This window comes from Pseudomonas anuradhapurensis, assembly GCF_014269225.2.
GTDB lineage: Bacteria > Pseudomonadota > Gammaproteobacteria > Pseudomonadales > Pseudomonadaceae > Aquipseudomonas > Aquipseudomonas anuradhapurensis.
Window position 1 is genome coordinate 2,042,108 of the sequence record NZ_CP077097.1, and the last position, 19,844, is coordinate 2,061,951.

The following is a 19,844-nucleotide window of genomic DNA, read 5'->3' on the forward strand; positions in this document are numbered from 1 at the left end:
TTTTGTCGATTGTTATGTTGGGTTTTTTGCGGTTTTCATATCTGTAGAACTGATTATGATGGCGCCCATCCCAACACAACTTTCCTTTCAAGGACGCTTCGACATGAACAACACCACCCTCAACGCTCTGTTCTCCACCCGTGCCGGTGCTGGCCTCAGCATCATCCGCATCCTGGTCGGCATCATCTTCATGGCGCATGGTGCGCAGAAACTGTTTGGCCTGTTCGGTGGCTATGGCCTGGAGGGCACCGGCCAGTGGATGGAAAGCATTGGCCTGGCCCCGGGTTACCTGATGGCCCTGCTCTCCGGTAGTGCCGAGTTCTTCGGCGGCCTGGCCCTGGTGATTGGCCTGCTGGCCCGCCCGGCAGCGCTGGCGCTGAGCGTGACCCTGGTGGTGGCGATCTTCTCGGTGCACATCGGTAATGGCCTGTTCATGTCCAACAACGGCTATGAGTTTGCCCTGGCATTGCTGGCCGGCACCGTCGCGGTGTTGATCGAAGGCGCTGGCCGCTTCTCGCTGGACCGCCTGATCGCCCGGTAACCGCCGCAGCAGCGCAAGCCGCAAGCAACAACAGGCCGGGGATCGGCCTGCTGTTGCTTGCGGCTTGCAACTTGCGGCTCGTCGCTCTAGCATACCGCCTGCGCCGATTTAAACAGCTACTTGCGGGGCGCGGGACAGCCCCTCCGGGTCATCCGAAATACCGCTAAAGCGCTGGTTCGGTGACGCCTCCCACCGCTGCCCAGCGGGATTCGCGAGGCGGAGAGAAGCTCCATGAGTTGCCCACGTACCAGTGTCTGTTTGAGCCCTTTGCCAGCCAGCCAGGCGTCTCGCACACCGCGCATCCTGCTCGGCGGCCAGCATCAGCCCACCCTTTTACGTCACCTCGAAGGCCTGTCCCGGCGCAAGGGGCAAGCGCGCGCCTTCCTGATCCAGTTCGCCGACACCGGTTGCCACCTCGCGCAGTACGGCGATGACCGTTTCGACCTGGCCGTCATCCAGGCCCCGGTGCCGGACGAAGCCGCCGAAGTCATCGGCCATCTCACCCGCATCGCGCGCCAAGGCCTGATTACCCGCCGCTGAGGAGTGCGCTGTTGAGCACCAACATCATTACCACGGAAGGCCATGAGGCGCTGAAGAAAGAGCTGGACCACCTGTGGCGGGTATATCGCCCGGAGATTACCCAGAAGGTTGCCTGGGCTGCGTCGCTTGGCGACCGCAGCGAGAACGCCGACTACCAGTACAACAAGAAGCTGCTGCGCGAGATCGACCGTCGGGTGCGTTACCTGCGCAAGCGCCTTGAAGATGTGAAGGTGGTGGCTTACTCGCCGCAGCAGGAGGGCAAGGTGTTTTTCGGTGCCTGGGTGGAGATCGAGAACGACGATGGCGAGGCCATGAAGTTTCGCATTGTCGGCTACGACGAAATCTACGGGCGCAACGACTACATCTCGATCGACTCACCCATGGCTCGTGCCTTGCTGAAGAAGCAGGAGGGCGACGAGGTGGTGGTGCAGACCCCTGCTGGTGAAGCCACCTGGTATGTCAACAGCATCAGCTACGGCCAGTGATTTGTGTTGCCTGGGCTGGCCTCCTGAAGGGAAAACCCGCCCACGGGTGCAGCCTGGTCATTGAGCAATGTGCACCCGTTGCGGGAGCGGGTTTACCCGCAAAGGGGCCGCCCCAGGCAACCCTCAACTTTCCCGCAGGACCGCCAGCGGGCTGGCATTCAACGCCCGCCGCGTCCCCAGTACCCCGGCACCGCCGACCAGTAGCGCGCCCGCCACTGGCAGCGCCAGCAGCCACGGATGCGGGCTCCAGTGCAGGTCGAACGCATAGCGGTACAGCACCAGCGTTATCAGTTCGCAGCCAATCGCCGCCAACAGCCCGCTGGCGGCACCCAGCAAGCCGAACTCGATCCGCCGTGCCCTGACCAGCAATGGCCGTGCCGCGCCCAGTGCGCGCAGTAAGGCGCCCTGGCGGATGCGTTCGTCCAGGGTCGCCTGCAAGCCAGCGAACAACACCGCCAGCCCCGCCGTCAGGACGAACAGCAACACGTACTCCACTGCCAGGGTGACCTGGGCGAGGATGCTGCGCAGCTGATCGAGCAGGGCGTCGACCTGCAGGATGGTCACTGCCGGAAACGCCCGTGACAACGCTACTACGTCAAGATCATGACCCGGCGCCAGGTAGAAGCTGGTCAGGTAGGTGGTGGGCAGCCCTTGCAGCGTGCCGGGCTGGAAGATCATGTAGAAGTTCGGCTGGAAGCTGTCCCAATGCACGCTGCGCAGGCTGCTGACCCTGGCCTGGTGCTGCTGGCCGCCGATGTCGAAGGTCAGCAGGTCGCCCAACTGCAGCTTCAGGCTGCTGGCCAGTTCCGCTTCCACCGATACACCGGGGACTTCCTCGGCAGCGGGTAGGGCCTGCCACCAGCTGCCTGCAGTCAGTTCATTACCTTCCGGCAGGTCGGCGGCCCAGGTCAGGCTGAGGTCACGTTGCACGGCGCGCTCGCCGGCCGAATCCTTGCTCACCACCTGCTGCACCGGCTGCGCATTGATCTGCACCAGGCGACCCGGCGTCACCGGGTACAGTGGCGCCGAGGTCGCGTTGACCTGATGCAGCTGGCGGGCGAAAGGTTCGCGGTCATCTGGCAGGATGTTCAGGGCAAAATGGTTGGGCGCATCCTTGGGCAATTGCGCTTGCCAGGTGTCGAGCAGTTCGGCGCGTAGCAGGGCGACCAGGGCCATGGCCAACAGGATCAGGCCGAAGGCCAGGGCCTGGCCGGCGGCGGCCATGGGGTGGCGCAACAGTTGGCCCAACCCCAGGCGCCAGGTCAGTGGTGCCCCGGCCAGTAATTGACGCAGGCTGCGCAGGCCGAGCAACAGCAGGCTGCCAAGCAGCAGCGCGGCGACCAGGCCACCACCGAGCAGAGCGAAGGTGAGCAGCAGGTCGAGGCTCAGGCGCCACATGATCAGGCCGAGGGCGAGCAGGGCGGTGCCATACACCAGCCAACTGCTGGTCGGTATTGGCAGCAGGTCGCGGCGCAGCACGCGCAGCGGCGGTACCTTGCCCAGTGCAGCGATGGGGGGCAGGGCGAAGCCTGCCAGGGCCACCAGCCCGGTAGCGATGCCGGCCAACGCCGGGACGATGCCGCCAGGGGGGACCACGCTTGGCAGCAAGCCATGCAGCAGACGGAACAGGCCGAGTTGGGCCAGCCAGCCGAACAGGGCGCCGACCACGGCGGCGACCAGGCCGAGCATGGTCAGCTGCAGGCAATACAGGCCCAGTGCCTGGCGTTGCGAGAGGCCCAGGCAGCGTAGCAGGGCGCTGGCGTCCAGGCGGCGTGCTGCGTAGCGGCTGGCCGACAGGGCGACGGCCACGCCAGCCAGCAGCACCGCCACCAGGCTGGCCATGTTCAGGTAACGCTCGGCTTTGCCCAGGGCACCGCCGATCTGCTGGTTGCCATCGCGGGTATCGCGCAAGCGCTGGTTGGCGGCCAGGTCTTTTTCCACAGCCTGGCGGTAACGCCCCAGTGCGTCAGGTGCGCCGCGCCACAGGTCACGGTAGGTCACCCGGCTGCCCGGCTGAATCACCCCGGTGGCTTGCAGGTCGGCGAGGTTCATCATCACCCGCGGAGTCAGGCTGTAGAAGTTGTTGGCGCGGTCCGGCTCGTAGGTCAGCACACGGCTGATGCGCAGGGTTTTCATGCCGACATCGATGCTGGCGCCTACCGGCAGCCCCAACGCCGCCAGCAGGCGCGGTTCGACCCATGCCTCGCCCGGCGCCGGCCCGCCGCCAGGGGTTTCCGTCGCATAGGGTTGTGCGGCGCTGCGCACTTGCCCGCGCAACGGGTAGGCAGCGTCGGCGGCCTTGACGCTGGACAACTGAATGCCGTTGTCGCCACCCACCACGCTGGTGAACTCGACCACCTGGGCATGCTGCAAGCCAAGCGCCTGGCCGGCAGCGAGCTGTTGTTCGCGGGCCGGGGAACTGCCCTGCAGCACCAGGTCGGCGCCGAGGAATTCACTGGCGCGCAGTTGCATGGCGCCGTTGAGGCGTGCGCCGAAATAGCCGATGGCGGTGCTGGCCGCGACGGCCACCAGCAGGGCGAAGAACAGCACGCGCACTTCACTGGCACGAATGTCGCGCAGCAACTGGCGCAGGGCCAGGCCGCACAGGCGGGACAGCGGCATGTGGGTCATCAGGCCTCCACCGGTGCCACCAGGCGGCCCGCGTCCAGGCGGATCTGGCGGCGGCAGCGCCGGGCCAGGCGTTCGTCATGGGTGACCAGCACCAAGGTGGTACCGCGTTCCTTGTTCAGCTCGAACAGCAGGTCGCTGATACGCTCGCCGGTATGGCTGTCGAGGTTGCCGGTCGGCTCGTCGGCGAACAGCACCGCCGGATGGGCGGCAAAGGCACGGGCAATGGCCACCCGCTGTTGTTCACCGCCCGACAGCTGGCGCGGGGTGTGGTTGAGGCGCTTGCCCAGGCCGACCCGTTCGAGCAGCGTGCGGGCTTGTTCCCGGGCATCGCGGCGGCCGTCCAGCTCCAGCGGCAGCATGACGTTTTCCAGGGCGTTGAGGCTGTCGAGCAGCTGGAACGACTGGAACACGAAACCCACATGTTCGGCGCGCACTCGCGCGCGCTGGTCTTCATCCAGCGGCCCCAGGTCGTGGCCGGCGAGGATGACCTTGCCGGCGCTGGGCTGGTCGAGCCCGGCGAGCAGGCCGAGCAGGGTCGACTTGCCCGAACCCGAGGCGCCGACGATGGCCAGGCTGTCGCCCTGGGCCAGGTCGAGGGACAGCGCCTGCAGGATGGTCAGGTCACCTTCCGCGCTGGGGACCACTTTGCTAAGGTTCTGCGCAACGAGAATGCTGGGGCCCATGGAGAATCCGATGCGAGTGTGGTGGTTGAGTGCCGGTCTGGCCCTGTATTGCCTGGCCCAGAGCGCGGCGGCGGGAACGTTGCTGGTTGTCGGCGATAGTATCAGCGCCGGTTTCGGCCTGGATACCCGCCAGGGCTGGGTCTCCTTGTTGCAGACCCGCCTCAGGGACGAAGGTTTCGACGAACAGGTGGTCAACGCCTCGATCAGTGGCGACACCAGTGCAGGTGGCCAGGCGCGGCTGCCGGCGCTGCTTGCAGCGCACAAGCCGAGCCTGGTGGTGCTGGAACTTGGCGGCAATGATGGCCTGCGCGGGCAGCCGACCGCGCAATTGCAACAAAATCTTGCCTCGATGATCGAAAGCGCACGCCAGGCCGGGGCCAAGGTGGTGTTGCTGGGCATGCGCCTGCCACCCAATTACGGCGTGCGCTATACCACGGCCTTCGCCCAGGTGTATGAACAGCTGGCGGCGGAAAAACAGGTCCCGTTGGTGCCGTTTTTCCTCGAAGGGGTAGGCGGCGTGCCGGGCTTGATGCAGGCCGATGGTATCCACCCGGCCCAGGCCGCCCAGCAGCGCCTGCTGGAAAATGCCTGGCCGGCGATAAAACCCTTGCTGTGATGCTTTAAACGGCGCCGGCTTTCGGCTAATGTTGCGCCCCCCGTTTCGAGTGCCCCCGATGCCGCGCCCTGCCTGGTCCTTGTATGCCTACCAACTGATCGAGCCTGATGAGCAGCTCGACCTGTTCGCCTGCCAGGAAATCCGCGTCCATCTGGTGGCCCGCCAGCTGGAACTGGGCGTGCCGGTCGACCGTACCCTGTGCGGTGGCCTGCTGCCGGCGCAACCGCGCTGGTCGGGGGTGCCGCCCTCGATCTACCGCGACGGCCGCCTGTGCGACCTGTGCCGCGCCATCCTGGATGCCCAGCGGCGCGGCATGCGCCCGGTGTGGCCGGAGCTGCAGAGCAGCTGAGCGTGGCGCCTTTCATCATCTGAAACGCTTGCTTGCTGCCAACGCCTCCCGCTTGCGTCAGCACAGGTGTACAATCGATTCTCTTGACCCATCTTTCGAAGGATTTACCGGATGTTGCCGCGCTTTCCTGCCGTCACCCGTAGCCTGTCCCTGGCCGCCCTGCTGGTAGCGGGCCCCGCTGCTGCGCTGGAGCTGCCACTGCCACCGCCCGGTGAAGACATCGTCGGCCAGGTGCATGTGATCAAGGCGAAGTACGAGGACACCTTCGCCGACATAGGCACCGCCAACGACCTCGGCTACCTGGAAATGATCGCTGCCAACCCGGGCGTGGACCCGTGGTTGCCGGGCGCCGGCACCGAAATCATCCTGCCGACCCGCTACATCCTGCCGCCTGGCCCGCGCGAGGGCATCGTCATCAACCTCGCCGAGTACCGTATGTACTACTTCCCGAAAGGGCAGAACGTGGTGCATACCTTCCCGCTGGGCATCGGTCGCGAGGGCTGGGGTTCGCCGATCGCCAACACCAAGATCACCGCCAAGACGCCGAACCCGACCTGGACACCACCAGCGTCGATCCGCGCCGAGCACGCCGCTGACGGCGACATCCTGCCGAGCGTGGTACCGGCTGGCCCGGACAACCCGCTGGGGCCGTTCAAGTTCACCCTGGGCGTGCCGGGTTACCTGATTCATGGTTCGAACAAGAAGTTCGGCATCGGCATGCGTACCAGCCATGGTTGCTTCCGCATGCTCAACAACAATGTGCTGGAACTGTCGAAGATGGTGCCGGTGGGTACACCGGTACGCATCATCAATGAGCCTTACAAGTTCGGTATCAGTGGCGGCAAGGTCTATCTGGAGGCGCACACGCCGCTGGACGACCAGGGTAACCCGTCGGTGGTCGATAAACACACCGCTGTGATCAATGCCTTGCTCAAGCGTGAAGACTTGGCCAACAACCTGCGCATGAACTGGGATATGGTGCGCGATGTGGTGGCTGCCGAAGATGGCATGCCGGTGGAAATTGCCGTGCCCACCCAGGGCCAGGCTGGCGCGCCGATGGTCTCGAGCATTCCCGCCGAACTGCAATAGGGTAAATTGCGACACACCCGGGCCTGCCTTAGTGCAGGCCTTTTCGTTTCCGCCTGGCACGTTTGCCTGGTGCGCAGGCAATAAAAAAGCCGACCCACAAGTGGGTCGGCTCCATAACAATCCGTGAGGATTATTACTTGCGGCTGGCTTTGTCCAGCATACGCAGAGCGCGCTCGTTGGCTTCGTCAGCGGTCTGCTGAGCCTTCTGAGCGGCTGCCAGTGCGTCGTCAGCCTTACGGTAGGCTTCGTCAGCACGAGCTTGAGCGCGAGCTGCTGCGTCTTCAGTCGCAGTCAGACGAGCTTCGGTTTCTTTGGATACGCTGCTGCAACCGGTAGCCAGAACTGCGGCCAGAGCCAGAGCAGAGAATTTCAGAACGTTGTTCATCGTGTTCCCCTTCAAGGACTTTCTATTAAATAGCCATCTCTCGGAAAAGAGAAACTGGCCGGCGTACATAGTACCCATTACTTGTAGTAAGTAAACTGACTAAGCGCAAGAACTGCAAAAAAAATGTTGCTTGACGCCGTCCTGACAAGATTCGCGGCAGGCACTGAGTAAAAAACGCGCAGGGCGCGCAAGCGTTTGTACTACGGTAACTTTTTTGCTGAACTAACGGTGACTTTAACTGTCCTTCAGCGTCTTAAGCCCTAGTACATCCGGTGGCTTGCCGGCATGCGGCCAAGAGTCGCTGTGGCTGAAATTTCGCCATTTTTAACCGCCACCACCTTGAGCAATCCCGCTCGCGGCGCCTACTATCTTGTGAGTGCCAGAGGATCCGAACGATTGCAATCGTCCAGTGGTCGAAGGGGCAACAGGTGGCGTAGAGCATTCTGTGCCGGATAAACCACCATCGGTTAAGGTATGGGTCTGCCGAGAAGACCTGCGAGGAGTAGTGATGAGCGAAGCGCTGACCATCCACCATGACCAGGCCGGTCATCAGTTCGAGACCAACGTGGACGGTCATCGTGCCTATCTGACGTACATGGATCTGGGCAAGCAGACGCTGGACATCTATCGCACCTTCGTGCCCAACGCCCTGCGCGGTCGCGGTATTGCAGCCGCCCTGACTGAACGGGCCCTGGAATATGCCGAACAGATGGGCTACACGGTGATTCCGTCCTGCTCGTATGTGGAGCGCTACATGGAGCGCCAACAGCGGCATTCCAGCAAGGTCTGATTCTGTAAAAAAGACGGGGCCGCTTCACGCCCCATCACCGGGTTGCCGGCGATGGGGCGTGAAGCGGCCCCGTCTTTGTGTATCAGCCGCGCTTACGCTGCGGCAGCACATCCTTCAGCTTGGCGCGCATGCTGCGCAGAGCCTTCTCGGTAGCCGTCCAGTCGATGCAGGCATCGGTGATCGATACACCATACTGCAGCTCGTCCAGGTTCTTGGGAATCGACTGGCAACCCCAATTCAGGTGGCTCTCTACCATCAGGCCGATGATCGACTGGTTGCCTTCGAGGATCTGATTGGCAACGTTTTCCATCACCAGCGGTTGCAGGGCCGGGTCCTTGTTGGAGTTGGCGTGGCTGCAGTCGACCATGATGTTGGCCTTGATCCTGGCCTTGGCCAGGTCCTGCTCGCACAGGGCCACGCTGACCGAGTCGTAGTTCGGCTTGCCGTTGCCGCCGCGCAGCACCACGTGACCGTACGGGTTGCCCTTGGTGGTGACGATCGACACGCCGCCTTCCTGGTTGATGCCGAGGAAGCGGTGCGGCTTGGACACCGACTGCAAGGCATTGATGGCAACGGTCAGGCCGCCATCGGTGCCGTTCTTGAAGCCGACCGCCGAAGACAGGCCCGAGGCCATCTCGCGGTGGGTCTGCGATTCGGTGGTGCGGGCACCGATCGCCGACCAGCTGATCAGGTCCTGCAGGTATTGCGGGGAGATCGGGTCGAGCGCTTCGGTGGCGGTCGGCAGGCCCATTTCGGCCAGGTCCAGCAGCAGTTTGCGGCCGATGTGCAGGCCATCCTGGATCTTGAACGAGTCATCCAGGTACGGGTCGTTGATCAGGCCTTTCCAGCCGACGGTGGTGCGCGGTTTTTCGAAATAAACGCGCATGACCAGGTACAGCGTGTCGGACACCTCCTCGGCCAGTAGCTTGAGGCGTTCGGCGTACTCGTGGGCCGCCTTGATGTCGTGGATGGAGCAAGGGCCGACCACGACGAACAGGCGATGGTCCTTGCCGTCGAGAATATTGCGCACCACTTCACGGCCGGCAGTCACGGTCTGCAGGGCCTTGGCGCTGAGGGGGATTTCCTTCTTCAGCTGATCGGGGGTGATCAGCGTCTCGTTGGAGGCAACGTTCAAGTCATCGATCGGTAAATCAGCCATCGTGTTACTCGTCAGGTCACGGTGCCGGCCGCCAACTATCCCCGTGCGGCCCAGCAGCAAGAATAATCGCAGCGGGGAGCCGAACCTTAGCGCGTTACAGGTGGCGCGACAATGGGCTGGGCCCCGTCCGTGTGGGGTTTTTCCGAGATGGCGGGTGTTTGCCGCAAACAGGCTGCCCAGCGCTGCGCAACCTGTGTAAAAAGAAGCCTGACTTTTATCGGGAGATCGGCATGCATTCGTATACCCCACGTATCGGCATTATCGGCAGTGGCGCCATCGGCGGCTTCTATGGGTTGATGCTGGCCCGGGCCGGCTGTGATGTGCATTTTCTGTTGCGCAGCGAGTACGACGTTGTCCGTGAGCGTGGGGTGACCCTGGAGAGTGCCGTGCACGGCACCCTGCAGATCAACGTGCAGGCCTATGCCAGTGCCGCCGACATGCCGCCGTGCGACTGGCTGCTGGTGGGGGCCAAGGCTACCAGCAATGACCAGTTGGCGCCGTTGATCGTGCAGGCCGCGGCCCCTGGCGCCAAGGTTGTGCTGCTGCAGAACGGCCTGGGCGTGGAAGAGCAGCTGCGGCCGGCGTTGCGCAATGACATGCACCTGCTTGGCGGCCTGTGTTTCATCTGCGTCAACCGCCAGGCGCCCGGCGTGATCCGTCACCAGGCGCTTGGCGCGGTCAACCTTGGCTATCACAGTGGCCCGGCCAGTGATGGCGGTGCCGCGCTGGTCGAGGAAGGCGCGGCGCTGTTCCGCGCTGCGGGCATCGATTCGCAGGCCATGCCCGACCTGGCCCAGGCGCGCTGGCAGAAGCTGGTCTGGAACGTGCCGTATAACGGCCTGTCGGTGCTGCTTGCTGCCAGCACCACGGCGCTGATGAGCGACAGCCACAGCCGTGCCCTGATCCAGGCGTTGATGGGCGAGGTGGTGCAGGGCGCTGCGGCATGTGGCCATGTGTTGCCCGCGGGCTATGCCGAGCACCTGTTGCAGGTGACCGAGCGTATGCCCGATTACTGGCCCAGCATGTACCACGACCACGTGCACAAGCGCCGGCTGGAGTTGCAGGCCATCTATGCCGAGCCATTGGCCCAGGCCCGTGCCGCAGGCTGCCGCTTGCCGCGCATGGAAATGCTGTACCAGGCGCTGGCCTTCATCGACCGCAGCGGGCAGGCCGGCTAAGGCGCTGCGGGCCGGGCTGGCAGTGCGCCGGACGGCAAGGCATGCCTGCGGGGCGCTGCTAAGCTGAAGCTTGCTCTGCCGTAGCGGCAGTCGAGGAGGTCGAATGATCCGCGCCATGCTGTACGCCACTGACCTCGGTGTCTACGCCCCTTTTGTCATGCAGCACGCACTGGCGCTGGCGCGTACCTTCGGTGCCGAGTTGTATGTGATCCATGCGGTGGAACCGATGGGGCAGTTCGCCGAATCGCTGCTGCAAAGCTACCTCGATGAGCAGACGCTCGACCAACTGCACAGCCAGGGGGTGAACACGGTAATGGCTAACATCGAGCAGCGTGTGCTGGAGAATTTTCGCGACGAGCTGGGCGAAGCGGCCGACCTGGCGCTGATCAAGGCGGTGCGGGTACGCCAGGGCGACCCGGCGCAGGTGATCCTCGACCAGGCGCAGCGGCTGAGTGTCGACCTGCTGATTTTCGGTAGCCACAGTGCCGGTGCGGGCGTGGACGTGCCCTTGGGGCGTACGGCGGTGCGGCTGCTGCAACTGTCGCCGGTGCCGGTGTACATGGTGCCATTGGCGCAGCATTTGGGGCGTAGGAAAGCATGAAGGTGGCCGTAGGCCATTTCCCGGGGTATGTAACAAAATAGTTCTAGATTTATTTCCAGAACCACTAATATAGTTATATATCGACGCTGCCTGCTGCCGCGGACTCATTGCTGAACCGAGGGGAACCTATGAAGCTTCAACAATTGCGCTACATCTGGGAAGTGGCGCACCATGACCTCAACGTCTCCGCGACGGCGCAGAGCCTGTATACCTCCCAGCCGGGTATCAGCAAGCAGATCCGCCTGCTCGAGGATGAGCTGGGTGTTGAAGTCTTTGCCCGCAGCGGCAAGCACCTGACCCGTGTCACCCCGGCCGGTGAGCGCATCATCAATACGGCCGGCGAGATCCTGCGCAAGGTCGAAAGCATCAAGCAGATAGCCCAGGAATTTTCCAACGAGAAAAAGGGCACGCTGTCCATCGCCACCACCCATACCCAGGCGCGTTATGCCTTGCCGCCGGTGATCAGCAGCTTCATCAAGCAGTATCCGGAAGTGTCCCTGCACATGCACCAGGGTTCGCCCATGCAGATTGCCGAGATGGCTGCCGACGGCACGGTTGACTTCGCCATCGCCACCGAGGCGCTGGAGCTGTTCGGCGACCTGATCATGATGCCGTGCTACAAGTGGAACCGTTGCGTGGTGGTGCCGCAGGGGCACCCGTTGGCGAAATTGCCCAAACTCACCCTGGAAGCCGTCGCTGAATACCCGATCGTGACCTATGTGTTCGGTTTTACCGGGCGTTCGAAGCTGGACGAGGCCTTCAACCACCGTGGCCTGACGCCGAAAGTGGTGTTCACTGCGGCGGATGCCGACGTGATCAAGACTTATGTGCGGCTGGGGCTGGGCGTGGGTATCGTCGCCGGCATGGCGGTGGACGCCAAGCTGGACAGTGACCTGGTGGCCCTCGATGCCAGCGAGCTGTTCGAAGCCAGCGTCACCAAGATCGGCTTCCGCCGTGGCACCTTCCTGCGTGGCTTCATGTGCGACTTTATCGAGAAGTTCGCCCCGCACCTGACCCGTGAAGTGATGGCCAAGGCCATCCAGTGCCATAACAAGCAGGAACTGGAAGAGCTGTTCGAAGGTGTCGAACTGCCAGTGCACTGATTCGAGGCTGTCGGGGCCGCTTTGCGCCCCATCGCGACACAAGGCCGCTCCTACAGGGGCATGCGATAACCTGTAGAGGCGGCCTTGGGTCGCGATGGGGCGCGAAGCGGCCCCGGCACTTTCACGCCTTGGTAATCAGGTTGCCTGCGTGTAACCCGCATTCCTTCTGGGTCGACTCCTCCCACCACCAGCGCCCCTCGCGCTCATGCTGGTTCGGCAGCACCGGCCGGGTGCAGGGTTCGCAGCCGATGCTGATGAAGCCGCGCTCATGCAAGCTGTTGTAAGGCAGTTCGAGCATGCGGATATAACCCCATACCTCTTCGCTGGTCATCTGCGCCAGCGGGTTGAACTTGTACAAGGTGCGCTCGGGGGTAGAGAAGGCGCTGTCGATTTCCAGTGCCGCTACCTGGCTGCGGGTGCCCGGGCTCTGGTCGCGCCGCTGGCCGGTGGCCCAGGCGCTCACGGTCGCCAGCTTGCGCCGCAGCGGCTCTATCTTGCGGATGCCGCAGCACTCGCCGTGGCCGTCCTTGTAGAAGCTGAACAGGCCCTTTTCCTTGACGAACGGGTCGAGCTTGGCGCGGTCGGGGCTGAGGATTTCGATCGGCAGGTTGTACTGCTCGCGCACCTGGTCGATGAACCGGTAGGTCTCCGGGTGCAGGCGGCCGGTGTCGAGGCTGAACACCTTGACCTGTTTGTTCAGCTTCCAGGCCATGTCGACCAGCACCACGTCCTCGGCGCCGCTGAAGGAAATCCACAGGTCATCGCCGAAGTGCTCGAAGGCGAGCTTGAGGATGTCCTGCGGGGACTTGTTGGCGTAGGTCGCGGCCAGGGCGGCGACGTCGAAGGGTTGGCTCATCAGGCGGTTTCCATCTTGGCTGTGGCGCTGTGCGCTCGTAATGGGCTGATGGTAACAAAAAATGGCGGGGTAGACGCCGGTCACAAGCCTTGCAGCGTCTCCATCAACACCCGCACCTTGGCAATCGATTCCTCATATTCTGCCTGCCACTCGGAATCGGCCACCACGGCACCGCCGCCCCAGCAGCAGACCTGCCCACGCTTGACCAGCAGGCTGCGAATGGCGATCGAGCTGTCCATCTCGCCACGCACGTCCAGGTAAAGCAGTGACCCGCAGTACAGCGTGCGGCGCGTCGGCTCCAGCTCGTCGATGATCTGCATGGCGCGGATCTTCGGGGCGCCGGTGATCGAGCCACCGGGGAAGCTGTCGCCGATCAGGTCCAGAGCGTCCTTGTTGCTGGCTAGCCGACCGGTGATGCTGCTGACCAGATGATGCACGTTGGGGTAGCTCTCCAGGCTGAACAGTTCCGGCACTTTCACCGAGCCGATTTCGCAGGTGCGCCCCAAGTCGTTGCGCAGCAGGTCGACGATCATCAGGTTTTCCGAGCGGTCCTTGGCGCTGTGCCGCAGCTGCTCGGCATTGTGCGCATCTTCGACGGGGTTGCTGGCGCGCGGGCGAGTGCCCTTGATCGGTCGGGTTTCCACCTGGCGCTGGCTGACGCGGATGAAGCGCTCGGGCGAAAAACTCAGCAAGGCGCTGCCGTCGGCCAGCTGCTGGTAGCCGGAGAACGGCGTTGGGCAGGCTTTGCGCAAGGCCTGGTAGGCGTGCCACGGGTCGCCCTGGCAGGGCGCGCGGAAGCGCTGGGTGAGGTTGATCTGGTAGCAGTCGCCCGCCTGGATGTAGCACTGCACCTGGTCGAACGCCGCCTTGTACTGTGCGGGCTGAAGGTCGCCGGCCATCGGTGCCAGCAGCTCGAAGCGGCCGTTTGCACTGTTGTCGGTGCCTTCGAACAGGCTGATCAGGCGTTCGCGTTCCTGGCTGGCCAGGCTCGGATGAAAGACCAGCTGGCTGGTCGCGCACTGGTGGTCGCTGACCAGCGCCCAGGCATACAGGCCCAGTTGCGCATCTGGCAGGCCGAGGTCGTCAACGGCCAGGCTGGGCAACTGTTCCAGGCGCCGACCGAAGTCATAGCTCAGGTAACCGATCAGGCCACCAGCGAACGGCAGCTCGCTGCCCTCGGGCAGCTGGGCATGGCCCAGTTGCGCCAGGCCCGTGCGCAGGCGCTGGAGGAAGGCGCGGCCATCTTCGCCAGGTTGCGCCTGCAACTGTTGCACCGGCCAGGCGCTGAGCAGGTCGAAGCGGCCGCGCTCGGCGCCGGGGCGGGCGCTGTCGAGCAGGATCGCACCGGGTGCCTGGCGCAGGCGGGCGAAATAGGCGGCAGGGTCGGGCTGGTAGGGCAGGGGATGGAGCGTACAGGTCGGCATCAATGTGGACGGCGATGTAAAAGCGAGGAGGGCGATTGTAGTCCTGTGTAGGAAATGCGCCTAGCTTTGTGGCGACATTCAAACACCAGGTTTCGCCCTTGGGGCCGCTTTGCGGCCCTATCGCGACACAAGGCCGCTCCTGCAAGGGAGCGCGCCAGCTGCATGGGGCGATGTCTCCTGCAGGAGCGGCCTTGTGTCGCGATGGGCTGCGCAGCAGCCCCGACGATTTCAGCGCGGATGCACGTGGCCGAACAGCCCTTGCGATACCCGCACCCGCTGTTCGGCATCCTCGGTGATGCCATCCTTGGCCAGCGCCTCCAGGTGGGCCTCGATGGCATGGGTGCGCTGGGTCAGCCCGCAGTCGTTGGCAATCTGGATGTTCAGGCCCGGGCGGGCGTTGAGTTCCAGGATCAGCGGCCCCTTGTCCTGGTCCAGGACCATGTCGACACCGATGTAGCCCAGGCCACACAGCTCGTAGCAGCCGGCGGCCAGCTTCATGAAGCCGTCCCAGTTCGGCAACTGCACGCCGTCGACCGCGTTGGTGGTGTCCGGGTGCTTGCTGATGATGTTGTTCAGCCAGGTGCCGCGCAGGGTCACCCCAGTGGCCAGGTCGACGCCCACGCCGATGGCGCCCTGGTGCAGGTTGGCCTTGCCGCCGGACTGGCGGGTCGGCAGGCGCAGCATGGCCATTACCGGGTAACCCATCAGCACGATGATGCGGATGTCCGGTACACCTTCGTAGCTGATGCTCTTGAAGATCTGGTCGGGGGTTACCCGGTATTCGATCAGCGCGCGGTCACGGTGGCCACCCAGCGAGTACAGGCCGGTGAGGATGCTGGAAATCTGGTGCTCGATTTCCTCATGGCTGATGATCTTGCCCGACACCGTGCGGTAGCGGTCCTCGAAGCGATCGGCGATCACCAGGATGCCGTCACCGCCGGCGCCCTGCGCCGGCTTGATGACGAAATCGCTGCGCCCGCCAATGATCTGGTCGAGCTTGTCGATTTCCTTTTCGGTTTCGATGATGCCGTACATCTCCGGCACATGGATGCCGGCCGCCAGGGCACGCTCCTTGGTGATGATCTTGTCGTCGACGATCGGGTACAGGTGGCGCTTGTTGTACTTCAACACGTAGTCCGCGTTGCGCCGATTGATACCCATGATGCCCCGGGCCTCCAGGGCTTTCCACGTCTTGATCAGGCCAAACATCAGGCGTCAGCCTTCTTCAGGAATGCCTTGAAGCGCACGAGCTCGGTCAGGCGGTAGCCGCGGTAGCGGCCCATCGCCAGCATGAAGCCCACCAGGATCAGCAGCACCGCCGGGAAGGTGAACACGAAGTACACCAGCTCCGGCACCATCATCAGCAGGTGTGCCAAAGACGCAGCGAACAGGGTGCCGATGGCCACTTTCATGGCATGGCCGCCGCCACGCTCTTCCCAGGTGATGGACAGGCGTTCGATGGTCATGGTCAGGATCACCATCGGGAACAGCGCCACCGACAACCCGCGCTCAAGGCCCAGCTTGTGGCTGAACAGGCTGATGGCGGCAATCAGCACCACGACGAAGGTCAGCACCACCGACAGGCGTGGCAGCATCTGCAGCTTGAGGTGCTCCAGGTACGAGCGCAGCGACAGGCCCAGGGCGGTGATCACCGTGAACAGCACGATACCGAAGCCCAGCTGGGTTTCGCGGAAGGCCAGGGCAATCAGTACCGGGGTGAAGGTACCCAGGGTCTGCAGACCGACCAGGTTGCGCAGCACCAGGATCACCAGCACGCCGATCGGGATCATCACCATGATCATGAAGGTTTGCTGGGTTTGCAGCGGCAGGCCGTACAGCGAGTACTCGAGGAAGTCGGCGTCGGTATTTTCGTCGGTCAGCTTGGCCAGGCGGATGGCGTTCATCTCGCTGTTGTTCATGCTGAAGGTGACGTTGGCCTTCTTGCCGCCATCGACGGTGATCAGGTTGTCGTCACCGGTCCACCACAGCAGGCGGTCGCTGGGCAGGCCCTGCTCGCCGGTGTCCGGGTTGAAGTACAGCCAGTCGGTACCGTTGAAGCTGCGCAGCCACAGTTCCGGGGTTTGCGGCGTGTCGGCCACCAGGCGGATGGTATGCACCTTCTCCATCGGGACGTGGGCGATCGACAGCAGCAGGTCGATGACCTGGGCCTTCTTCATGGCCGTGGTGTCGCCGGCCAGCAGCAGCTTGACGTTGTCGTCGTTGAGGTTGTTGACCCGCTTGATGGTCTCGCTGACGAAGGTCTCGACATCGGCCGAGTGCTGGCGGATCGGCGCCATCAGGGCCTCGGCGGCGATCTTCTCGGGGCCCTCCACGGCCAGGCTGTCACGGAAGGTCGGGCCTTTGACCGTGGCCTTTTCCTTGCTGTAGCGCTTGGTCAGCACCAGGCGGTAGTAGAGGGTCTGGTTGCCGCTGGCGCGGCGTGCCGACCAGGTGACCTTGCGGTTGCCGTCGGCACGGTTGACGCTCACCCCGTAGTTATTGGAGATGAAGCTCTCGTTGAGGCTGACGTAGTCGCGGTTCAGCGGTGGCACGAACATCTGCACCTTGACCGGGTCCTTGGTGCTGGCCACGAACTCGACCTTGGCGTCGATGTTCCACAGGTCGTCGGTTTCATCCTCGGTGACCGGGATGCCGAGTACGAAGATCTGATAAGCGGTGACCGCCACGCCCAACAGCACCAGCACGGTGATCAGGACTTTCAGATGGAGGGTAAGAGAGCGCATCGGGATTACTCTGCTTTGGGAGCGTCGGTGGCACAGGCAGGTTTGCCGGCCGCGTATTTAAGGCTTGGGTCGACCAGCGCGTCGAAGTGCTTGAGCGCCTCGGAGCCGATCAGCAGCGGGAACTGGAACGCGCTGCGGTCGGTGAGGTTGACTTCGATGGTGCGCACGGCCTGGCCCATGCAGATTTCAAGTTCGATGACCGGGCGGGCGGTGTAGGCCTTGCCCGATTCGGCATCATAGTCACCGGCCCGGCGCTTGATCTTGCTGACGCGCGCCAGCGGGCGTTCGATGGGATGCGAATGCGCGGCGTCGATGGCCAGGTAGAAGCGCACCCAGCTTTCGCCGTTGCGCTTGAAGCGCTTGATGTCGCGAGCACTGAGCGAGGCGGTCTTGGCGCCGGTGTCGAGCTTGGCTGCCACTTCCAGATCCAGGTCGCCCAGGCGTGCATATTCGTTGAGACCGTAGACGGTCTTGCCTGCGGCCTGGCCAAGGGCCGGCAGCAGGGTGAGGCAGAGCAGCAATAGAACGGGTGTAGGTCTCATATTCCTGGCGCGGTGCAGTGCAAGGTTCGGGGCTTTCTTCGGAGCTCTGTCGAGCGCGATCTTCAGAGCAATCTTCAAGCCGTGTTCAGAGCAAGGCGACTGGCAACGACTGCGCAAGCTTCCTCGTTCATCTGTCAACAACATGAAACGGACGACAGACGGGTTATCCATACTCCAACGGAGGCGCGGCATTCTATCACGCCGACGTCTTGACGCCAGCGGTGCGCGATCTGACAGCGGTGCGGCGGTGTTAGTTCGTTCTTAGACGATTGTCGACAATATTCATTTTGTCTTTGACTGCTGCGCTGGGATTCGCTAGTTTCTGGCCAAGAGATTTGCAAGGTGTCGACAATATGCACGACCTCTCCACCCCCAGCCCGGTGCTGACAGACGAAACGGAAACCTTGTCCGAAAACGTCTTCCGGCGCATCCAGGCGGCCATCGTCAAGGGTGATATCGCCCCCGGCAGCAAGATTTCCGAGCCGGAACTGGCGCGCACCTATGGCATCAGCCGCGGGCCGCTGCGCGAGGCCATTCACCGCCTCGAAGGGCAGCGCCTGCTGGTGCGCGTGCCGCATGTGGGGGCGCGAGTGGTGTCGCTCAACCACGCCGAACTGATCGAACTGTATGAAATTCGCGAGTCGCTGGAAGGCATGGCCTGCCGCCTGGCCGCCGAACGCATGAGCCAGGCCGACATCGACGAGCTGCGCCGGGTCCTCGATACCCACGAGCGCGATGCCGCGTTCCAGGCTGGGCTGGGCTACTACCAGCAGGAAGGCGACTACGATTTCCACTACCGGATCATCCAGGGCAGTGGCAACCAGACGCTGGTCAAGATGCTGTGTGGCGAGCTGTACCAGCTGGTGCGCATGTACCGCATCCAGTTTTCGGCCACGCCGAACCGGCCACGCCAGGCCTTTGCCGAACACCACCGTATTCTCGACGCCATCGCCGACCGTGACGGCGAGCTGGCCGAACTCCTGATGCGCCGCCACATCGGCGCGTCCAAGCGCAATATCGAGCGTCACTATCTGGACGCCCAGAACAACAGCCCACGAGGTGAGAAATGACTGTGAAGAGCACCCCCGGTCAGCGTTTCCGCGACGCCGTTGCCGCTGAACATCCGTTGCAGGTGGTAGGCACCATCAACGCCAACCATGCGCTGCTGGCCAAGCGCGCCGGCTTCAAGGCCATCTACCTCTCTGGTGGTGGCGTGGCCGCCGGCTCGCTGGGCCTGCCGGACCTGGGCATCAGCAACCTCGACGACGTGCTCACCGACGTGCGCCGTATCACCGATGTGTGCGACCTGCCGCTACTGGTGGATGTCGACACCGGCTTCGGTGCCTCGGCCTTCAACGTCGCCCGTACCGTGCGTTCGATGAGCAAGTTCGGCGCGGCTGCCATTCATATCGAAGACCAGGTAGGCGCCAAGCGTTGCGGCCACCGCCCTAACAAGGAGATCGTCAGCCAGCAGGAAATGGTCGACCGCATCAAGGCCGCGGTCGATGCCCGTAGCGATGACAGCTTCGTGATCATGGCGCGTACCGATGCCCTGGCCGTCGAGGGCCTGAACGCTGCGCTGGACCGTGCCGCCGCCTGCGTCGAGGCCGGCGCCGACATGATCTTCCCGGAAGCCATTACCGAGCTGCAGATGTACAAGACCTTCGCCGACCGGGTGAAGGCACCGATCCTGGCCAACATCACCGAGTTCGGCGCCACGCCGCTGTACACCACCGAAGAGCTGGCCTCGGTCGACGTGTCTCTGGTGCTGTACCCGCTGTCGGCCTTCCGCGCCATGAACAAAGCCGCCGAGAATGTCTATACCGCGCTGCGCCGTGATGGCACGCAGAAGAACGTGATCGACACCATGCAGACCCGCATGGAGCTCTACGAGGCCATTGGCTACCACGCTTTCGAGCAGAGCCTGGATGCGTTGTTTGCCCAGAAGAAGGGCTGAAGGCTTCGGTTGGAGCGGCTGGCCTCTTCGCGGGCGCGCCCGCTCCCACAGGGGCCCCACAGGCATGGAGTGCCAAGCAGTCCCTGTAGGAGCTGGCGCGCCCGCGAAGAGGCCGGCACAGACAGCACTGATTAGCCAGTTAGATTCCCAAAACAAGTTCAAGAAAGGAGA

21 protein-coding genes are annotated in these 19,844 nt (G+C 63.5%); 12 read left to right on the top strand and 9 right to left on the bottom strand.

Features of this window, described 5'->3' with window-relative positions; translation table 11 throughout:
• The first annotated feature begins 103 nt into the window (after positions 1-103).
• The 3 genes from HU763_RS09475 to greB all read left to right on the top strand — a co-directional run bounded on the left by HU763_RS09475 (position 104) and on the right by greB (position 1,566).
• Complete coding sequence (locus HU763_RS09475) at positions 104-541, top strand: DoxX family protein (RefSeq protein ID WP_186690253.1); 438 nt, start codon at positions 104-106, stop codon at positions 539-541.
• A 231-nt stretch (positions 542-772) separates the two neighbouring features.
• Complete coding sequence (locus HU763_RS09480; RefSeq protein WP_170029215.1) at positions 773-1,081, top strand: hypothetical protein; 309 nt, start codon at positions 773-775, stop codon at positions 1,079-1,081.
• Between the two features lie 11 nt (positions 1,082-1,092).
• Complete coding sequence (gene greB / locus HU763_RS09485; protein ID WP_170029216.1) at positions 1,093-1,566, top strand: transcription elongation factor GreB; 474 nt, start codon at positions 1,093-1,095, stop codon at positions 1,564-1,566.
• Positions 1,567-1,689: 123 nt separating this feature from the next.
• Here the strand turns inward: greB and HU763_RS09490 are convergent, their stop codons facing one another.
• A complete protein-coding gene (locus HU763_RS09490) occupies positions 1,690-4,197 on the bottom strand; it encodes an ABC transporter permease (RefSeq protein WP_186690250.1) in 2,508 nt (835 codons plus the stop codon).
• A complete protein-coding gene (locus tag HU763_RS09495; RefSeq protein WP_186690248.1) occupies positions 4,197-4,880 on the bottom strand; it encodes an ABC transporter ATP-binding protein in 684 nt (227 codons plus the stop codon). Before HU763_RS09495 ends, HU763_RS09490 begins: the two co-directional genes overlap by 1 nt.
• Positions 4,881-4,890: 10 nt before the next feature.
• On the opposite strand from HU763_RS09495, the gene HU763_RS09500 reads away from it, so the two are divergent.
• From HU763_RS09500 to HU763_RS09510, 3 genes are all read left to right on the top strand, one after another.
• Positions 4,891-5,496 carry an arylesterase gene (locus HU763_RS09500; protein ID WP_186690246.1) on the top strand — a complete coding sequence of 202 codons (606 nt, stop codon included), beginning with the start codon at positions 4,891-4,893 and terminating at the stop codon, positions 5,494-5,496.
• A 58-nt stretch (positions 5,497-5,554) separates the two neighbouring features.
• Complete coding sequence (locus HU763_RS09505; RefSeq protein WP_186690244.1) at positions 5,555-5,845, top strand: hypothetical protein; 291 nt, start codon at positions 5,555-5,557, stop codon at positions 5,843-5,845.
• Positions 5,846-5,956: 111 nt separating this feature from the next.
• The gene (locus HU763_RS09510) at positions 5,957-6,934 is read left to right on the top strand and encodes a L,D-transpeptidase family protein (RefSeq protein WP_170029221.1); all 978 of its coding nucleotides are present in this window, start codon (positions 5,957-5,959) and stop codon (positions 6,932-6,934) included.
• A 133-nt stretch (positions 6,935-7,067) separates the two neighbouring features.
• On the opposite strand, the gene oprI is transcribed toward HU763_RS09510, so the two are convergent.
• On the bottom strand, positions 7,068-7,319 hold the full coding sequence (gene oprI, locus HU763_RS09515; RefSeq protein WP_003259780.1) for an outer membrane lipoprotei OprI: 252 nt from the start codon (positions 7,317-7,319) through the stop codon (positions 7,068-7,070).
• Between the two features lie 508 nt (positions 7,320-7,827).
• On the opposite strand from oprI, the gene HU763_RS09520 reads away from it, so the two are divergent.
• Positions 7,828-8,109, top strand: a complete 282-nt coding sequence (locus HU763_RS09520; protein ID WP_025338432.1) for a GNAT family N-acetyltransferase — start codon at positions 7,828-7,830, stop codon at positions 8,107-8,109.
• Between the two features lie 82 nt (positions 8,110-8,191).
• Here the strand turns inward: HU763_RS09520 and HU763_RS09525 are convergent, their stop codons facing one another.
• The gene (locus HU763_RS09525) at positions 8,192-9,268 is read right to left on the bottom strand and encodes a 3-deoxy-7-phosphoheptulonate synthase (RefSeq protein ID WP_186684461.1); all 1,077 of its coding nucleotides are present in this window, start codon (positions 9,266-9,268) and stop codon (positions 8,192-8,194) included.
• A gap of 230 nt (positions 9,269-9,498) precedes the next feature.
• Here HU763_RS09525 and HU763_RS09530 point away from each other — a divergent pair, with 230 nt between their 5' ends.
• The 3 genes from HU763_RS09530 to cysB all read left to right on the top strand — a co-directional run bounded on the left by HU763_RS09530 (position 9,499) and on the right by cysB (position 12,150).
• A complete protein-coding gene (locus HU763_RS09530; RefSeq protein ID WP_186684463.1) occupies positions 9,499-10,446 on the top strand; it encodes a putative 2-dehydropantoate 2-reductase in 948 nt (315 codons plus the stop codon).
• Positions 10,447-10,549: 103 nt separating this feature from the next.
• Positions 10,550-11,047: a universal stress protein gene (locus HU763_RS09535; protein ID WP_186684465.1), complete on the top strand. Its 498-nt coding sequence runs from the start codon at positions 10,550-10,552 to the stop codon at positions 11,045-11,047.
• 128 nt (positions 11,048-11,175) lie between these two features.
• A complete protein-coding gene (gene cysB / locus HU763_RS09540) occupies positions 11,176-12,150 on the top strand; it encodes an HTH-type transcriptional regulator CysB (protein WP_170029225.1) in 975 nt (324 codons plus the stop codon).
• A 121-nt stretch (positions 12,151-12,271) separates the two neighbouring features.
• Here cysB and HU763_RS09545 read toward each other — a convergent pair whose 3' ends face one another.
• The 5 genes from HU763_RS09545 to rloA form a co-directional block, all read right to left on the bottom strand.
• A complete protein-coding gene (locus tag HU763_RS09545) occupies positions 12,272-13,006 on the bottom strand; it encodes a phosphoadenylyl-sulfate reductase (RefSeq protein ID WP_189665487.1) in 735 nt (244 codons plus the stop codon).
• An 80-nt stretch (positions 13,007-13,086) separates the two neighbouring features.
• Complete coding sequence (gene pabB / locus HU763_RS09550; RefSeq protein WP_186684467.1) at positions 13,087-14,430, bottom strand: aminodeoxychorismate synthase component I; 1,344 nt, start codon at positions 14,428-14,430, stop codon at positions 13,087-13,089.
• 228 nt (positions 14,431-14,658) lie between these two features.
• Positions 14,659-15,639, bottom strand: coding sequence for an alpha-L-glutamate ligase-like protein (locus HU763_RS09555; protein WP_170029227.1), 981 nt, complete (start codon positions 15,637-15,639; stop codon positions 14,659-14,661).
• The gene (gene rloB, locus HU763_RS09560) at positions 15,639-17,174 is read right to left on the bottom strand and encodes an osmotic stress tolerance membrane protein RloB (RefSeq protein ID WP_170029228.1); all 1,536 of its coding nucleotides are present in this window, start codon (positions 17,172-17,174) and stop codon (positions 15,639-15,641) included. The genes HU763_RS09555 and rloB overlap by 1 nt, the downstream gene beginning before the upstream one ends.
• Positions 17,175-17,179: 5 nt before the next feature.
• Positions 17,180-17,716 (bottom strand): retropepsin-like aspartic peptidase RloA, encoded by a 537-nt coding sequence (rloA, locus tag HU763_RS09565; protein ID WP_170029229.1) that lies wholly within the window; start codon positions 17,714-17,716, stop codon positions 17,180-17,182.
• Positions 17,717-18,069: 353 nt separating this feature from the next.
• On the opposite strand from rloA, the gene HU763_RS09570 reads away from it, so the two are divergent.
• Complete coding sequence (locus HU763_RS09570) at positions 18,070-18,786, top strand: GntR family transcriptional regulator (protein ID WP_186675846.1); 717 nt, start codon at positions 18,070-18,072, stop codon at positions 18,784-18,786.
• Positions 18,783-19,673 carry a methylisocitrate lyase gene (gene prpB / locus HU763_RS09575; RefSeq protein ID WP_170029231.1) on the top strand — a complete coding sequence of 297 codons (891 nt, stop codon included), beginning with the start codon at positions 18,783-18,785 and terminating at the stop codon, positions 19,671-19,673. The genes HU763_RS09570 and prpB overlap by 4 nt, the downstream gene beginning before the upstream one ends.
• The last annotated feature ends 171 nt before the right edge of the window (positions 19,674-19,844 follow it).

Bases quoted from the DNA above. Each gene is read 5' to 3' on its own strand.
- HU763_RS09570 (WP_186675846.1), top strand. From the start codon at position 18,070: ATGCACGACCTCTCCACCCCCAGCCCGGTGCTGACAGACGAAACGGAA.
- rloB (WP_170029228.1), bottom strand. From the start codon at position 17,174: ATGCGCTCTCTTACCCTCCATCTGAAAGTCCTGATCACCGTGCTGGTG.
- HU763_RS09555 (WP_170029227.1), bottom strand. From the start codon at position 15,639: ATGTTTGGCCTGATCAAGACGTGGAAAGCCCTGGAGGCCCGGGGCATC.
- HU763_RS09500 (WP_186690246.1), top strand. From the start codon at position 4,891: ATGCGAGTGTGGTGGTTGAGTGCCGGTCTGGCCCTGTATTGCCTGGCC.
- prpB (WP_170029231.1), top strand. From the start codon at position 18,783: ATGACTGTGAAGAGCACCCCCGGTCAGCGTTTCCGCGACGCCGTTGCC.
- HU763_RS09495 (WP_186690248.1), bottom strand. From the start codon at position 4,880: ATGGGCCCCAGCATTCTCGTTGCGCAGAACCTTAGCAAAGTGGTCCCC.
- HU763_RS09490 (WP_186690250.1), bottom strand. From the start codon at position 4,197: ATGACCCACATGCCGCTGTCCCGCCTGTGCGGCCTGGCCCTGCGCCAG.
- oprI (WP_003259780.1), bottom strand. From the start codon at position 7,319: ATGAACAACGTTCTGAAATTCTCTGCTCTGGCTCTGGCCGCAGTTCTG.
- HU763_RS09545 (WP_189665487.1), bottom strand. From the start codon at position 13,006: ATGAGCCAACCCTTCGACGTCGCCGCCCTGGCCGCGACCTACGCCAAC.
- HU763_RS09535 (WP_186684465.1), top strand. From the start codon at position 10,550: ATGATCCGCGCCATGCTGTACGCCACTGACCTCGGTGTCTACGCCCCT.
- cysB (WP_170029225.1), top strand. From the start codon at position 11,176: ATGAAGCTTCAACAATTGCGCTACATCTGGGAAGTGGCGCACCATGAC.
- rloA (WP_170029229.1), bottom strand. From the start codon at position 17,716: ATGAGACCTACACCCGTTCTATTGCTGCTCTGCCTCACCCTGCTGCCG.
- HU763_RS09525 (WP_186684461.1), bottom strand. From the start codon at position 9,268: ATGGCTGATTTACCGATCGATGACTTGAACGTTGCCTCCAACGAGACG.
- HU763_RS09530 (WP_186684463.1), top strand. From the start codon at position 9,499: ATGCATTCGTATACCCCACGTATCGGCATTATCGGCAGTGGCGCCATC.
- pabB (WP_186684467.1), bottom strand. From the start codon at position 14,430: ATGCCGACCTGTACGCTCCATCCCCTGCCCTACCAGCCCGACCCTGCC.
- HU763_RS09520 (WP_025338432.1), top strand. From the start codon at position 7,828: ATGAGCGAAGCGCTGACCATCCACCATGACCAGGCCGGTCATCAGTTC.
- HU763_RS09475 (WP_186690253.1), top strand. From the start codon at position 104: ATGAACAACACCACCCTCAACGCTCTGTTCTCCACCCGTGCCGGTGCT.
- HU763_RS09505 (WP_186690244.1), top strand. From the start codon at position 5,555: ATGCCGCGCCCTGCCTGGTCCTTGTATGCCTACCAACTGATCGAGCCT.
- HU763_RS09510 (WP_170029221.1), top strand. From the start codon at position 5,957: ATGTTGCCGCGCTTTCCTGCCGTCACCCGTAGCCTGTCCCTGGCCGCC.
- HU763_RS09480 (WP_170029215.1), top strand. From the start codon at position 773: ATGAGTTGCCCACGTACCAGTGTCTGTTTGAGCCCTTTGCCAGCCAGC.